General features: G+C 60.7%; 12 protein-coding genes. 8 read left to right on the plus strand and 4 right to left on the minus strand.

Features of this window, described 5'->3' with window-relative positions; translation table 11 throughout:
- The 7 genes from ispG (at position 1) to HU773_RS06155 (ending at position 8,000) form a co-directional block, all read left to right on the plus strand.
- Complete coding sequence (gene ispG / locus HU773_RS06125; RefSeq protein WP_057437947.1) at positions 1-1,110, plus strand: flavodoxin-dependent (E)-4-hydroxy-3-methylbut-2-enyl-diphosphate synthase; 1,110 nt, start codon at positions 1-3, stop codon at positions 1,108-1,110.
- Between the two features lie 23 nt (positions 1,111-1,133).
- Complete coding sequence (hisS, locus tag HU773_RS06130) at positions 1,134-2,423, plus strand: histidine--tRNA ligase (RefSeq protein ID WP_057437949.1); 1,290 nt, start codon at positions 1,134-1,136, stop codon at positions 2,421-2,423.
- Positions 2,424-2,464: 41 nt separating this feature from the next.
- Entirely contained in the window at positions 2,465-3,106 is a 642-nt protein-coding gene (locus tag HU773_RS06135; RefSeq protein ID WP_057437951.1) for a YfgM family protein, read from the plus strand.
- Positions 3,099-4,250 (plus strand): outer membrane protein assembly factor BamB, encoded by a 1,152-nt coding sequence (bamB, locus tag HU773_RS06140; protein WP_057437953.1) that lies wholly within the window; start codon positions 3,099-3,101, stop codon positions 4,248-4,250. Before HU773_RS06135 ends, bamB begins: the two co-directional genes overlap by 8 nt.
- A gap of 134 nt (positions 4,251-4,384) precedes the next feature.
- The gene (der, locus tag HU773_RS06145) at positions 4,385-5,854 is read left to right on the plus strand and encodes a ribosome biogenesis GTPase Der (RefSeq protein WP_057437955.1); all 1,470 of its coding nucleotides are present in this window, start codon (positions 4,385-4,387) and stop codon (positions 5,852-5,854) included.
- Positions 5,855-6,072: 218 nt separating this feature from the next.
- Positions 6,073-7,221: a pyridoxal phosphate-dependent aminotransferase gene (locus HU773_RS06150; protein ID WP_120731741.1), complete on the plus strand. Its 1,149-nt coding sequence runs from the start codon at positions 6,073-6,075 to the stop codon at positions 7,219-7,221.
- Positions 7,209-8,000: an amidohydrolase gene (locus tag HU773_RS06155; protein ID WP_057438035.1), complete on the plus strand. Its 792-nt coding sequence runs from the start codon at positions 7,209-7,211 to the stop codon at positions 7,998-8,000. The genes HU773_RS06150 and HU773_RS06155 overlap by 13 nt, the downstream gene beginning before the upstream one ends.
- 853 nt (positions 8,001-8,853) lie before the next feature.
- Here HU773_RS06155 and leuA read toward each other — a convergent pair.
- The 4 genes from leuA to HU773_RS06175 form a co-directional block, all read right to left on the minus strand.
- Positions 8,854-10,533 carry a 2-isopropylmalate synthase gene (gene leuA, locus HU773_RS06160; RefSeq protein ID WP_057960565.1) on the minus strand — a complete coding sequence of 560 codons (1,680 nt, stop codon included), beginning with the start codon at positions 10,531-10,533 and terminating at the stop codon, positions 8,854-8,856.
- Positions 10,534-10,926: 393 nt separating this feature from the next.
- Complete coding sequence (locus HU773_RS06165) at positions 10,927-11,748, minus strand: M23 family metallopeptidase (RefSeq protein ID WP_128593883.1); 822 nt, start codon at positions 11,746-11,748, stop codon at positions 10,927-10,929.
- Positions 11,749-11,751: 3 nt separating this feature from the next.
- Entirely contained in the window at positions 11,752-13,131 is a 1,380-nt protein-coding gene (gene xseA / locus HU773_RS06170; protein WP_186626242.1) for an exodeoxyribonuclease VII large subunit, read from the minus strand.
- A 30-nt stretch (positions 13,132-13,161) separates the two neighbouring features.
- Positions 13,162-14,052 carry a LysR family transcriptional regulator gene (locus tag HU773_RS06175; protein WP_186626241.1) on the minus strand — a complete coding sequence of 297 codons (891 nt, stop codon included), beginning with the start codon at positions 14,050-14,052 and terminating at the stop codon, positions 13,162-13,164.
- Between the two features lie 99 nt (positions 14,053-14,151).
- Between HU773_RS06175 and HU773_RS06180 the strand changes: the two genes are divergently transcribed.
- Entirely contained in the window at positions 14,152-14,919 is a 768-nt protein-coding gene (locus tag HU773_RS06180) for a sulfite exporter TauE/SafE family protein (protein WP_120731745.1), read from the plus strand.
- Positions 14,920-14,995: the final 76 nt, after the last annotated feature.

The following is a 14,995-nucleotide window of genomic DNA, read 5'->3' on the forward strand; positions in this document are numbered from 1 at the left end:
ATGCACGGCGAATCTCCAATCAAACGTCGCGTATCGCGCAAGATCTGGGTCGGCTCCGTGCCGGTGGGTGGTGATGCCCCCATCGCCGTGCAGAGCATGACCAACAGCGACACCAATGACGTAGCGGCCACCGTGGCCCAGATCAACCGCCTGGAAGCCGCTGGCGTCGATATCGTGCGGGTTTCCGTGCCGGATATGGACGCTGCCGAAGCCTTCGGCCGCATCAAGCAATTGGTCAAGGTACCATTGGTCGCCGATATCCACTTCGACTACAAGATCGCGTTGCGCGTGGCCGAACTGGGCGTCGACTGCCTGCGGATCAACCCGGGCAACATCGGTCGCGAAGACCGCGTGCGTGCCGTGGTCGACGCAGCCCGTGACCGCGGGATCCCGATCCGCATCGGTGTCAACGCTGGCTCCCTGGAAAAAGACCTGCAGAAGAAATACGGCGAGCCTACCCCGGCAGCCCTGGTCGAGTCGGCACTGCGCCATGTCGAGCACCTTGAACGCCTGAACTTCCAGGATTTCAAGGTCAGCGTAAAGGCTTCCGACGTGTTCATGGCGGTAGAAGCCTACCGCCTGCTGGCCAAGGAAATCGTGCAGCCATTGCACCTGGGCATCACCGAAGCCGGTGGTTTGCGTTCAGGCACAGTGAAATCTGCGGTGGGTCTCGGTATGCTGCTGGCCGACGGGATTGGCGATACCATTCGTATCTCCCTGGCGGCGGACCCGGTAGAGGAAGTGAAAGTCGGCTACGACATTCTCAAATCCCTGCATTTACGCTCCCGTGGCATCAATTTTATTGCCTGCCCGAGTTGCTCGCGGCAGAACTTCGACGTGGTGAAAACCATGAACGAGTTGGAAGTACGCCTGGAAGACCTGCTGGTACCGCTGGATGTTGCGGTGATCGGCTGTGTGGTCAACGGGCCGGGTGAGGCCAAGGAGGCGCACGTAGGCCTGACCGGCGGTACCCCGAACCTGATTTACATCGACGGCAAGCCGTCGCAGAAATTGACGAATGATAATCTGGTGGATCAGTTGGAACGGCTGATCCGCGAGAAAGCGGCCGAGAAGGTCGCCTCTGACGCAGCGCTGATCGCTCGCGGCTGATCGAACGAATTTAAGGATTTGATGTGAGCAAGTCTCTGCAAGCCATTCGTGGCATGAACGACATCCTGCCCGAACAGACGCCCCTGTGGCGCTATTTCGAGAGCACGGTCGCGCGCCTGCTGGATAACTACGGTTACAAGCAGATCCGCATGCCAATCGTCGAGTTCACCGAGCTGTTCAAGCGCTCCATCGGTGAAGTGACTGACATCGTCGAAAAAGAGATGTACACCTTCGAAGATCGCAACGGCGACTCCCTGACCTTGCGTCCGGAAGGTACCGCCGCGTGCGTGCGCGCTGTGCTCGAGCATGGCATCACCGGTGGTGGCCAGACCCAGAAACTGTGGTACATCGGCCCGATGTTCCGCCACGAGCGCCCACAAAAAGGCCGTTATCGCCAGTTTCACCAGATCGGTTGCGAAGTCTTTAACCTCGATGGCCCGGATATCGACGCCGAGCTGATCGTGCTGACCTGGCGCCTGTGGGGCCAACTGGGCATCCGCGACGCGGTCAAGCTCGAGCTCAACAGCCTGGGCACCAGCGAGTCCCGTGGCCGTTACCGTGAAGCCCTGGTCGAGTACCTGTCCGCTCACCTGGACAAGCTCGATGAAGACAGCCAGCGTCGCCTGAAGACCAACCCATTGCGCGTCCTTGATACCAAGAACGCCGAGACCCAGGCTGTGCTGGTCGACGCGCCGAAAATGGCCGATTACCTGGACGACGAGTCCCGCACGCACTTTGAGGGCCTCAAGGCACGCCTGGATGCGGCCGGGATTCCCTACGTGATCAACCCCAAGTTGGTGCGCGGCCTCGATTACTACAGCAAGACCGTGTTTGAGTGGGTCACTGACAAGCTCGGCGCCCAGGGCACCGTGTGTGCCGGTGGTCGTTACGACGGTCTGGTTGAGCAGATGGGTGGCAAGCCGACCACGGGCGTGGGTTTTGCCATGGGCATCGAGCGGCTGATCCTGCTGCTGGAAACCCTGGAGCAGATCCCTGAAGAAATTTCCCGTCAGGTGGACGTGTACCTGTGCGCCTTTGGCGAGGCAGCCGAACTGGCTGGCCTGGCCTTGAGCGAACAGTTGCGCGACCAACTGCCGAACCTGCGCCTGCAGGTCAATGCCGGCGCTGGCAGCTTCAAGAGCCAATTCAAGAAAGCCGACAAGAGCGGCGCGTTGTACGCGCTGATCCTGGGCGACGATGAACTGGCCCAGCAAGTGGTAAGTGTCAAACCCCTGCGTGGCCAGGGCGAACAACAAAGCATTGCCTTTGATGCGCTTGCCGCGCACTTGGCCACCTGCATCGTGCAGGGTTGAAGCTGTCAAACAGCCGAATTTAGCGATTAAGGAGTATTGGGGTGTCGAGTACTGAAGATGATCAGCTGGCCGAGTTCAAAGACTGGTGGCAGCGTAACGGCAAACCCCTGGTAACTGGCGGCCTGCTGGCGCTGGTGGTGGTGTTCGGTTGGCAGGCGTTCCAGAAGTATCAGGGCAATCAGTCGCAAGGCGCCTCGATGCTCTATCAGCAATTGCTGGAAACCACGCTGACGCCTACCGGCAAGCCTGATCCTGCCCAAGTGGCGGACCTGGCCGGCAAGCTGAAAAACGAATTTGGCGGTAGCACCTACGCCCAATACGGTAGCCTGTTCGTCGCGAAAGTCGCGGTCGATACCGGCAAGCTGGATGATGCAGCCTCCGAGCTCAAAGCCATCGCCGACAAGCCGAGCAACCCGACCCTGGGTGAAATCGCACGTCAGCGCCTGGCCCAGGTCCTGGCCGCACAAAACAAGGCCGACGAAGCACTGAAACTGCTCGACGGCGATGCTGACAAGGCATTTGTAGCCACTCGCGAAGAGCTCAAGGGCGACCTGCTGGTCCAATTGGGTCGTACCGACGAAGCCAATGCTGCGTACCAAAAAGCCAAGGCTGCGCTGTCTGATGAAGCAGCGGTCGGTGGCTTACAAATCAAGCTGGACGACTTGGCCAAAGGGGATGCGTGACGTGATCCGTTGGAAACATGCAGCATTGCTGGCTCTGGCCGTTTTGGCCGCGGGTTGCAGCAGCAACAGCAAAAAAGAACTGCCTCCGGCCGAGCTGACCAGCTTCAAGGAAGAAGTGGTCCTGCAAAAGCAGTGGAGCCGCTCTATCGGTGACGGCCAGGGCGACACCTACAACATGTTGGTACCGGCAATCGACGGTGACAACATTGTGGCCGCTGACGTGACCGGCGTGGTGATCTCCATGGATCGCATGAACGGCGACGTCAAGTGGAAGAAAGACCTCGAGTTGCCTGTTTCCGGCGCCGTCGGCGTGGGTTACGGCATGGTGATGATCGGCACGCTGAAAGGCGAAGTCGTGGCCCTGGATTCGAGCACCGGTGAAGAGAAATGGCGCGCTCGCGTGACCAGTGAAGTCCTCGCACCGCCTGCCACCAACGGCGATATCGTCGTGGTGCAGACCCAGGATGACCGTGTCATCGGTCTTGACGCCAACACCGGCGAGCAGCGCTGGCTGTACGACAGCACCCCTGCGGTGTTGACGTTGCGCGGTACCAGTGGTCCGGTTGTGACCAATAACCTGGCGCTGGCAGGTCTTTCGACCGGTAAAGTGGTCGCCCTGGATACCCAGAACGGCGTGCCAGCCTGGGAATCGCGGGTCGCCATTCCGCAAGGTCGTTCCGAGCTGGACCGTGTGGTGGACATCGACGGCGGCTTGCTGCTTTCGGGTGAAACCCTGTACGTCGCCACTTACCAGGGCCGTGTCGCGGCGCTGGACCTGCAAAGCGGCCGCGTCCTCTGGCAGCGTGATGCCTCCAGCTACGCCGGTGTCGCCCAAGGTTTTGGCAGCGTCTACGTGAGCCTGGCATCGGGCACCGTTGAAAGCGTCGATGAGCGTTCCACCACAGCCCTGTGGAGCAATGACTCGCTGGCTCGCCGTCAACTGTCGGCTCCGGAAGTGTTCTCCAGCTATGTAGCGGTAGGCGACCTGGAAGGTTACCTGCACCTGCTGAGCCAGGTAGATGGTCGCTTTGTCGGCCGTGAACGTATCGACAGCGACGGCCTGCGTGCGCGTCCGCTGGTAGTAGGCAACATGCTTTATGTGTTTGGTAACAGCGGCAAGCTGGAAGCCCTGACCATCAAGTAAGAACTATGCTTGGGGTAACCCCCAGGCGGCCCTGCTTCGGCAGGGCATGCGACACCTTCGGGTGTTGCCCCGAGCACCAGCCGCTGCCTTGCAGCGGCTTTTGTATTTTCTGAAATAACGCAGTGGAGAGCCGCATGGTTCCCGTAATCGCCCTGGTGGGCCGACCTAACGTCGGCAAGTCCACCTTGTTCAACCGCCTGACCAGGACTCGTGACGCCATCGTCGGCGACTTGTCCGGTCTGACCCGTGATCGCCAATACGGTGAGGCAAAGTGGCAAGGGCGCTCCTATATTATTGTCGACACCGGTGGTATCTCCGGTGACGAGCATGGCATGGACGAAAAGATGGCCGAGCAGTCGCTGCTGGCCATTGAAGAAGCCGATGTCGTGTTGTTCCTGGTGGACGCCCGTGCGGGCTACACCGCCGCCGACCAGATGATCGGCGAGCACTTGCGCAAACGTAACAAGCGCTCCTATTTGATCGCCAACAAGATCGACAACATCGATCCTGAAGCGGCCCGTGCCGAATTCAGCCCGATGGGCCTGGGTGACGCGATTCCTGTCGCCGGTGCCCACGGTCGCGGTATCACCCAGATGCTGGAAATCGCCCTGCGCGACTTCCCCAAGGATGACGCCGAAGAAGTTGAAGGCGAAGAAGAGATCGTCGCTGAAGGTGAGGAAGCCAAGCGCATTCCTGGCCCGAGTGAAAAAGACGGGATCAAGATCGCTATCATCGGCCGCCCCAACGTGGGCAAGTCGACCCTGGTCAACCGCATGCTCGGTGAAGACCGGGTAATCGTCTACGACCAGCCCGGCACCACCCGCGACAGCATCTACATCCCGTTCGAGCGGAACGACGAGAAGTACACGCTGATCGACACCGCCGGTGTGCGCAAGCGCGGCAAGATCCACGAGGAAGTTGAAAAGTTTTCGGTGGTCAAAACCCTGCAGGCGATCAAAGACGCCAACGTGGTGATCTTCGTGATGGACGCCCGCGAAGGCGTGGTCGACCACGACCTCAACCTGCTGGGCTTTGCCCTGGAGGCTGGTCGGGCATTGGTGATCGCGATCAACAAATGGGACGGCATGACCCCAAGCGAGCGTGACTTCGTCAAGGTCGAGCTGCAGCGCCGGTTGTTCTTCGTCGACTTCGCCGATATCCACTTTATCTCGGCGCTGCACGGTACTGGCGTGGGCAACCTCTACGCTTCGGTACAGAACTCGTTCAAGTCGGCGGTCACCCGCTGGCCGACCAATCGCCTGACCCAGATCCTTGAAGACGCGGTGGGCGAACACGCGCCACCGATGGTCAACAACCGCCGGATCAAGCTGCGTTACGCCCACTTGGGTGGTGCCAACCCGCCGATTATCGTGATCCACGGTAACCAGATCGAGAAGGTGCCCAAGTCCTACGTGCGTTACCTGGAAAACACTTACCGCCGTGTCTTGAAGCTGGTCGGCACACCGATCCGCATCGAGTTCAAAGGTGGCGAGAACCCGTACGAAGGTAACAAGAACAGCCTGACTGACCGCCAAGTGAACAAGAAACGTCGCTTGATGAGCCACAACAAAAAGGCTGACAAAAAGCGTAAAGACCGCCGCTGACAGTGGAGTGGGCTTGTGTGGGAGTGGGCTTGCCCGCGATAGCGATAGATCAGACACCAACCTGCTGACTGACCCAGCGCCATCCCAGGCAAGCCAATTCCTACAGACGTTAGGCGTTACCCAAAAAGGGCTCTGAATGAGCCCTTTTTTGTGCCTCACGATTGACCCCTCGGCGCATGCAGCTTACAACTTGTAACTCACCGCCAGGGGCCCACCGCATGATCACCAGCAAGTTGCCGAATGTCGGCACCACCATTTTCACCACCATGTCGCAACTCGCTGTCGAAACCGGCGCGTTGAACCTGTCCCAGGGTTTTCCTGATTTCAATGGTCCCCAGGCCTTGCTCGACGCGGTGGGCAAACACGTTGCCAGTGGTCATAACCAATACGCGCCGATGACCGGCCTGCCGGCCCTGCGCCAGCAAGTGGCAGCCAAGATCGCTCGCAGCTACGGCGTGTCGGTCAATCCCGACAGCGAAGTGACCATCACCCCCGGCGCCACCCAGGCAATCTTCTGTGCGATCCAGGCAGTGATCCGCAGCGGTGACGAGGTGATTGTCTTTGACCCGTGCTACGACAGCTACGAGCCTTCGGTGGAGCTGGCTGGAGGGCGTTGCGTGCATGTGCAACTGGGGCTGGCGGATTTCAGCCTGGATTTCGAACAGATCAAGGCCGCGCTGACCCCGCGTACACGCATGATCATCCTCAACACCCCGCACAATCCCAGTGGTGCCCTGATCACTCGCGCCGAGCTCGACCAATTGGCCGAGCTGATCCGCGATCGCGATATCTATCTGGTCAGCGATGAGGTCTACGAGCACCTGGTATTCGATGGCGTACCCCACGTCAGCGTCCTGGCCCACGAAGAGCTGTATCAGCGCGCGTTCGTGGTCAGCTCCTTTGGCAAGACCTACCACGTCACCGGCTGGAAGACCGGCTACGTGGTGGCGCCAGCGGCCTTGAGTGCGGAGCTGCGCAAGGTGCATCAATACGTCAGTTTCTGCGGTGTTACGCCATTGCAGTATGCCCTGGCCGACTTTATGGCCGAACACCCGGAGCATGTCGAGGAACTGCCCGCTTTCTACCAGGCCAAACGTGACCTGTTCTGCGATCTGCTGGCCCCCTCGCGTTTCAGTTTTACGCGGGTAGCCGGTACTTACTTTCAACTGGTGGATTACTCACAGATTCGCCCGGACCTGGATGACGTGGCCATGTCGCTGTGGATGACTCGCGAGCATGGCGTGGCGACAATTCCGGTCTCGGTGTTCTATCGGACCCCACCCCAAGGCCAGCGCCTGGTGCGCCTGTGCTTTGCCAAACGCGAGGAGACGCTGCGTCAAGCAGCCGAGAAACTATGCGTGATCTGAGTGCTTTACCCGACCTGAACATTGCACTGGTGCAGACCACCCTGGCCTGGCATGACCGCCAGGCCAACCTGGAGCATTTCGAGCTGCTGCTGGAGCAGGCCAGGGGCGCCGACCTGATCGTGCTGCCGGAAATGTTCACCACCGGCTTTTCCATGGAGTCCCAATTGCTGGCCGAAGCCGAAAACGGCCCGACCCATGAATGGCTCAAGACCCAGGCGCGGAAGTACAACGCGGTGATTACCGGCAGCGTGATCATCCAGGCCGCTGACGGCAGCCACCGCAACCGCCTGTTGTGGGCGCGGCCCGATGGCGAAGTGTTGCACTACGACAAGCGCCACCTGTTTCGCATGGCCGGTGAACACAATCACTACACCCCCGGCGAGCGCCAGGTGCAATTCGAACTCAAGGGTTGGCGGGTTCGCCCGCTGATCTGCTATGACCTGCGCTTCCCGGTGTGGAGCCGTGATGCCCAGGACACTGACCTGCTGCTGTATACCGCCAACTGGCCGGGTGCACGGCGCCAGCACTGGAACCGCCTGTTGCCGGCTCGGGCCATCGAAAACCTGTGTTATGTGGCGGCGGTGAACCGAGTGGGTACGGATGGCAAGGGCTTTGCCTACACCGGCGACAGCCAGGTCCTGGACTTTCAGGGCGAAAGCCTGCTGAGCGCAGGGGAGGCGGACGGGGTGTTCCAGGTGTGCCTGGAGGCGGCGCAATTGGCGGACTATCGCACGCGGTTTCCGGCAAATCTGGATGCCGATAGTTTTCAGTTTGTCTGACAGGGGCCTGTTGTCAGTGGGATAGCTATCGCGGGCAAGCCCGCTCCCACAGGGGAATGCATTCCAAATGTGGGAGCGGGCTTGCCCGCGATGAGCATAGGTATCTACAGATTTTTTTAGTGATTCTTAGGTTTGTGTACATATCCGTTGCTTCGGTCACGGCGGCTATTGGTTCCGCCCTTACGGCGGGTCACTTTTGGAAAAGAGCCCGGAGTGCCGGCCCAGCCAAAAGTAACCAAAAGGGCTCTTGCCCCACCACTCGGCACCTCGCCCAGGCTCGGTGTGCCCGTCATCCGACATTGATTTGGGGGGCCGCCGCGATGGGCCATCCATGGCCCAGCGCGGCTAACCCGGCGTCCTGCCGGGTTACCCCCAAAATCAATATCGGATGACGGCCAGCGTGGTTTAACGGGGCGCCTAAGATCAAAAGCAAAGCGAGGCGGCCTGACAGCCGACCTGATCGTCGAGATGTACGCATATACCTGTGGGAGCTGGCTTGCCTGCGAAGGCGGTGTATCAGTCGATAAATGTATTGGCTGATACACCGCCTTCGCAGGCAAGCCAGCTCCCACAAGGGGGAATGCAGCTTCGCGCCCCGGCTTTGCTGTTGCTGTTGCTGTTGTTCTGCTTTTGATCTGGCTTTTGATCTTAGGCGCCCCGTTAAACCACGCTGGCCGTCAGGGCGGAACCCTAAGTGGCCATGACCGCAGCAACGGATATGTACACAAACCCAATAAGCACTAGAAAAAAAAGTTGTGTAGATACCTATGCCGCGATGAGGCCACCACCACAACCCCAAACTAAAAAGGCCCCTGGATTTGCATCCAGGGGCCTTTGGCTTTTCAGCGGTCAGTTACGCTGCTTTCGCTTCCAGCTGGCTCAACGAGCGGTTCAGGGCGCTGAACACCGCCTTGAAGCTGGCGGTGGTGATGTTTTCATCAATCCCCACGCCATGCACCGGGCGTTCGCCGTTCACGCGCAGCTCGATGTAAGCCGCGGCCTTGGCATTGGTCCCCGCGCCGATCGCATGTTCGTTGTAGTCCATGATCTCGACCCCAATCGGCAGGCCGGCCACCAGTGCTTCCAGTGCGCCATTGCCCTTGCCGTGCCAGCGCAGGTTGGTTTCGCCCTGGCCCTTGCCGGAGACTTCGACTTCTACCGAGCTGTTGCCGTTTTCTTCCTGCAGGCGATGGCTGACCAACGCGTACGGGGTGTTGGCTTGCAGGTATTCACGCTGCAACAACGCGTGGATCTGCGCGGCGGTCATTTCCAGGCCCACACGGTCGGTTTCGGCCTGTACCACCTGGCTGAACTCGATCTGCATGCGGCGTGGCAAGCTGATGCCGTATTCCTGCTCCAGCAGGTAGGCGATGCCGCCTTTGCCCGACTGGCTGTTGACGCGGATCACCGCCTCGTAGCTGCGGCCAATGTCGGCCGGGTCGATTGGCAGGTACGGCACTTCCCACAAGGTATCCGGTTTCTGCTGGGCGAAGCCCTTGCGGATCGCGTCCTGGTGGGAGCCGGAGAATGCGGTGTGGACCAGGTCGCCGACATATGGGTGACGTGGGTGCACCGGGATCTGGTTGCATTCCTCGACCACTTTGCGCACGCCGTCGATGTCGGAGAAGTCCAGCTCAGGGTCCACACCCTGGGTGTAGAGGTTCAACGCCACAGTGACCAGGTCAACGTTACCGGTACGCTCGCCGTTGCCGAACAGGCAGCCTTCAACACGGTCGGCGCCAGCCATCAGGCCCAACTCGGTAGCCGCGACACCGGTGCCACGGTCGTTATGGGTGTGCAGGCTGATGATCACGCTGTCACGACGGTTGATATGGCGACCAAACCACTCGATCTGGTCGGCATAGATATTCGGCGTGGCGCATTCCACAGTGGCCGGCAGGTTGAGGATCATCTTGTGCTCAGGCGTCGGGTTCCACACCTCGATCACCGCGTCACACACTTCCTTGGCGAATTCCAGTTCAGTAGCGCTGAAGGTCTCCGGGGAGTATTCGAAGGTCCACTGGGTTTCCGGCTGCTGGGCGGCGTACTTGACGAACAGCTTGGCCGCGTCGACCGCGATGGCCTTGATCCCGTCCTTGTCCTGGTTGAACACAATACGGCGGAAGGACGGCGAGGTGGCGTTGTACAAGTGCACGATGGCTTTCTTGGCGCCGCGCAGGGATTCGAAGGTGCGGGCGATCAAGTCTTCACGGCCCTGGGTCAGCACCTGGATGGTGGTGTCCTCGGGGATGTGGTTGTCTTCGATCAGGGTGCGCACGAAGTCAAAGTCGGTCTGCGAAGCGGCCGGGAACGAGGCTTCGATTTCCTTTACGCCCACCGCGACCAGGGTTTTCCAGAAGCGCAGTTTTTTCACCGCATCCATCGGTTCGATCAGCGACTGGTTGCCGTCGCGCAAGTCGGAGCTGCACCAGATCGGCGCGGTGGTGATGGTCTTCGACGGCCAGGTGCGGTCCGGGATATCAATGGTCGGGAATGCGCGGTATTTCGAAGACGGGTCTTTGAGCATGCTCATCAGAAGAATCCTTGTTGTAGGGCCGAGAAGAGGCGGCCTGCCAGAAAGCGTTTATTAGGGATGCAAACCGGGGACGAGGCAGATCGATTCAGCCTGGCAGTCGTGCGCTGACGAGGCACAGGCTGCGGTGCTGGCGGAGCTGAATGAGGGTGTGAGAGGTTTTCATAAGCTCAACCCTAACCGTCGGGGTGAAAGATGGCAAGCAGTCGAAAAAAATTGAGAGAAGTTCTGCTATTTCTGTGGGAAACGAGATTTTATGGTTGAGAAACGCTCAAGGCTTTGTTTTGTTTGCGTGAGGGTTTAAGGATGCGCAATCAGTGGAATTGAGCTGGCGTCATCGCGGGCACGTTGAATCGTTGCACCGCGATAACGCCCGTATGCCCAGCGATCACATCAAGGCTGGAACGCCCCAATAAAGATCGCCGGATCGACCCGCGCATCATTCAAGCTGATATTCCAGTGCATATGCGGCCCGGTCGCCCGGCCCGTCGCCCCGACCTTGCCCACCACCGTTCCACGCACCAATTGCTGGCCCACCTTCACGTCAATCTTCGACATATGGCAGAACATGCTGATAAAGCCCTGGCCATGGTCGACAAACACCGTATTGCCGTTGAAGAAATAATTGCCCACCAGAATCACCTTGCCATTGGCCGGGGTCTTGATCGGCGTGCCGGCAGGCACCGCGAAGTCCAGGCCCGAGTGCGGGTTGCGTTCTTCACCGTTGAAGAAGCGACGCACGCCGAACTTGCTCGACAGCGGGCCGTTCACTGGTTTGTCCAACACCAGGTTGCTTGGCAGGTTCGGGCTGAAGCTGCGGTAAGCCTTGAGTTGCACGGCCAGTTCGCCTTCGATGCGCTTGAGCTGCGCCGGAGCGGGGTTGACCTGGCTTTTGTTCTTCAGGGTGATGCGCTGTTCCGGGTACTTCTTGAAACCGACGATAAACGGCAGGGTGCGCCCACCGCTGCTGATGCGCTCGTTACCGGGCTTTACCGTCAATGGGATGCCGACAATCGCCAGCCAGTTGTCCTGTTCCTTGACCACCAGCACCGGTTTGCCCTGGTAGGTGGCTTTCGGTGCGGCGGCGGCGGGGCCCAGGTCGACCACGGCCACACCGCCGGGTACCGGCTTGTTCAGGGTGCGGGTGATGTAGCTGTCGGCGTGGGCATTGAAGGCGAGGCACAGCAGCATCAGCAGGCTAAATAGACGAGGCATCAATCAATCCAGTAATGAAAGGGTGACGGGTGTCAGGTGGTTATCTTCCACCCGCACTTGCAATTGGCCTTCACCGAGGCGCGCGGTCAGGCGTTGGCCGGTGTGGGTTTGCGCGGCATTGCGAATCGCCTGGCCGCGCTCGTCCAGCAGGATGCTGTAGCCACGGCCCAGGGTCGCCAGCGGGCTGACCACCTGCAACGTCTGCACCTGGCTTTGCAGTTGCAGACGACGGGCCTTGAGCCCTTCGCGCATGGCCCGGGGCAGGCGCTCGGCGAGGCTGTCCAGGCGCTGGCGCAGCAGGGCCAGTTGCCGCCCCGGATGCTGGCCGGCCAGGCGCGTTTCCAGGCGGATCAGGCGTTCGCGGCGGGTGTTGAGGCTGCGCTCGAACGCGCGGCGCAGGCGCATATCCAGGTCATCCAGGCGCTGGGCCTGCTGGCGCAGGCGCTCACCGGGGTGACGCAGGCGGCGGGCCATGCCTTCCAGGCGCAGGCGGTCGTGGGTCAGGCGATTGCGCATCAGCATCACCAGGCGCCGGTGCAGGCTTTCGACCTGGCGCACCAGATTGCTCGCATCCGGCGCCAGCAACTCAGCCGCCGCCGACGGCGTAGGCGCACGCACATCGGCCACGAAGTCACTGATGGACACATCGGTCTCATGGCCGACCGCACTGACGATGGGCGTGACACAGGCATCAATGGCCCGCGCCACGGCTTCTTCGTTGAAGCACCAGAGGTCTTCCAGGGAGCCGCCGCCACGGGCCAGGATCAGCGCGTCGAAGCCACGGGCATCCGCCAGCTTGAGGGCGCGGACAATCTGCGCCACGGCTTCGCGGCCTTGCACGGCGGTGGGGATCAGGGTCAGTTGCACGTTCGGTGCACGGCGGCCGAACACGCTGATGATGTCGCGAATCACCGCGCCCGTGGGCGAGCTGATAATCCCGATGCGGCGTGGATGGGCCGGTAGCGCCACCTTGCGCTCGGCACTGAACAAGCCTTCGGCGCTGAGCTTTTCCTTCAAGGCATCGAAGGCCAGGCGCAACGCGCCATCACCGGCCGGTTCCACGGTGTCGAGGATCAACTGATAGTCGCCACGGCCCTCGAACAGCGAGACCTTGCCCCGCACCTTGACCGCCAGGCCATCCTTCAGCGCCTGACGCACCCGTGCGGCATTGTTGCGAAACAGTGCACAACGCACCTGTGCGCCGCTGTCCTTGAGGGTGAAGTACACATGGCCGGAGGCGGGGCGGGCGAGGTTGGAGATCTCGCCTTCGACCCAGATATTGGTGAACACGTCTTCCAGCAACACCCGCGCGCGGCCGTTGAGCTGGCTGACAGTCAGGACTTCGCGGTCCAGGCCCAGGCGGGCAAACGGGTCTTTAATCATGGGAAGAGATCTTTAGTCATGGGCGGCAGTTTATAGGCATTCGCCCAAGGTTTGACAGAACTGCGCCACCAACGCGCTCGGCGCCTGCGCGCAGGCCAGGGCCACGGTGCTGTGGCAATCGGGGTCGGCCAGGGGCAGGAAGTGAATATTGGCTGGGGCAATATCGCGCATCGACTCGGGCAGCAGGGCGATGCCAAACCCGGCCTGGATCAGTTGCAACTGGGTGGTCTTGCGTGACATCACCCGTGCGGCCTTGGGGAAAAATCCGGCACGCATGCACAATTCGGCCGACAGATAACTCAGACCTCCGCGTTGCGGGTGGGGGATCGAGATAAACGCTTCGTCTTTCAGCTGTGCCAGTTCAATGGCCGATGTGTGCCGGGCCAAAGGGTGCGCCGGCGGCACGGCCAGCAACAGTGGCTCCTTATATAAAGACACGATGCGCACCCCTTCGCGCTGACGCAGTACCGGCAGGCGCAGCAGGCCGACCTCCAGGCGACCATCGGCAATGTCTTCCAACTGCGCTTCGGAGGACAGTTTGACGATATCCATCGACACCCCTGGGCACTGTTCCAGCCAGGTGCTGATCCCGCGCAGTACCCGCCCACTCATCGGCACTGTGCTGGAGTGGCTCAGGCGCAGGGTGCCGAGCTGGCCGTGGCCGACCTGGGTCGCCAGTTCACTGGCCTTGTGCAACTCGCCCAGCAGGTTGCGCGCCCGTGGATAAAACGCCTCGCCGGCGGCGGTCAGTCTGGGTTGGCGGGCGGTGCGCTCGAACAGCGGGGTTTGCAGGATAATTTCCAGCTCCTTGATCTGCCGGCTAAGGGCCGATTGCGCGACAAACAGGCGCTCGGCGGCGGCGCTGAAGCTGCCGCTCTCGGCGATTTCGACGAAGTAACGCAGTTGCCGGGTGGAAATCACGAGTCATGCCTTTTCGAGATAGGTGGAGGGCTTGGAAGATATTAGTCGCAACCCATCCGCTTGGCTAAAGTGAGGGCCATCGCTGACAAGGAATATTGCATGAGCCTGGTTGAATTGATGGGGCAGTGGTCGTTCGGGGCGCTGGACTGGTTGGTAATCGGCCTGGGGATTGCCCTGGCCTACATCGTGTTTGGCATCGCCGGCTTCGGCACGGCGCTGGTGGCCGGGCCGATCCTGATTATGTTTATGCCGCTGTCGCAGATCATCCCGCTGCTGGTGCTGCTGGATTTCGTCGCGGCCTTTGGCAACCTACTGCAATCGCGGCGGGATGTGGTCAAGCCGGAGCTGTTGCGGTTACTGCCGTGCATGGCGATTGGCTGCACCCTCGGCGTGATCTTCTTGCTCAACCTGCACTCCGACCTGCTGCTGCTGTTGATGGGCCTGTTTATCAGCACCTATGCCATCTACAGCCTGGCGGTAAGGGCCAAGCCCACGGCCCTGGCTGCCGGCTGGTCGGTCCCCATGGGCGTGGTGGGCGGATTGTTTGGTGCGTTGTTTGGCAGTGGCGGCTTTTTATATGCGATCTATCTGAACAGCCGCCTGCCCAAGGACGGCGCGCGGGCGACCCAAAGCGCGCTGATCAGCGCGAGCACGGTGGTGCGCCTGAGTCTGTTTTTGATCGCCGGGGTGTATGCCGAGTTGCCGTTGCTGATGTTGGCGGTGTGCCTGTTGCCGGCGATGGCCCTGGGGCTGTGGGCGGGGCGGCGATTGACCCTGCGCATGTCCCGTGAGGCGTTTGTGCGCTTGGTGACATGGTTGGTGCTGGCCAGTGGCATTGCCTTGATTGGGCGGTATTTGAGTACTTGACCTGTGGGTGTCAGGGATTAAGCTGCCGGGCTCTAGGGCCTCATCGCGGGCGAGCCCGCTCCCACATTGAAATGCA

Source organism: Pseudomonas shahriarae (genome assembly GCF_014268455.2).
Classification (GTDB): Bacteria; Pseudomonadota; Gammaproteobacteria; order Pseudomonadales; family Pseudomonadaceae; genus Aquipseudomonas; species Aquipseudomonas shahriarae.

Excerpts from the sequence above, each read along its gene's own strand:
- ispG (WP_057437947.1), top strand. The coding sequence starts at position 1 with ATGCACGGCGAATCTCCAATCAAACGTCGCGTATCGCGCAAGATCTGG.
- bamB (WP_057437953.1), top strand. The coding sequence starts at position 3,099 with ATGCGTGACGTGATCCGTTGGAAACATGCAGCATTGCTGGCTCTGGCC.
- der (WP_057437955.1), top strand. The coding sequence starts at position 4,385 with ATGGTTCCCGTAATCGCCCTGGTGGGCCGACCTAACGTCGGCAAGTCC.
- HU773_RS06150 (WP_120731741.1), top strand. The coding sequence starts at position 6,073 with ATGATCACCAGCAAGTTGCCGAATGTCGGCACCACCATTTTCACCACC.
- HU773_RS06155 (WP_057438035.1), top strand. The coding sequence starts at position 7,209 with ATGCGTGATCTGAGTGCTTTACCCGACCTGAACATTGCACTGGTGCAG.
- leuA (WP_057960565.1), bottom strand. The coding sequence starts at position 10,533 with ATGAGCATGCTCAAAGACCCGTCTTCGAAATACCGCGCATTCCCGACC.
- HU773_RS06165 (WP_128593883.1), bottom strand. The coding sequence starts at position 11,748 with ATGCCTCGTCTATTTAGCCTGCTGATGCTGCTGTGCCTCGCCTTCAAT.
- xseA (WP_186626242.1), bottom strand. The coding sequence starts at position 13,131 with ATGATTAAAGACCCGTTTGCCCGCCTGGGCCTGGACCGCGAAGTCCTG.
- HU773_RS06180 (WP_120731745.1), top strand. The coding sequence starts at position 14,152 with ATGAGCCTGGTTGAATTGATGGGGCAGTGGTCGTTCGGGGCGCTGGAC.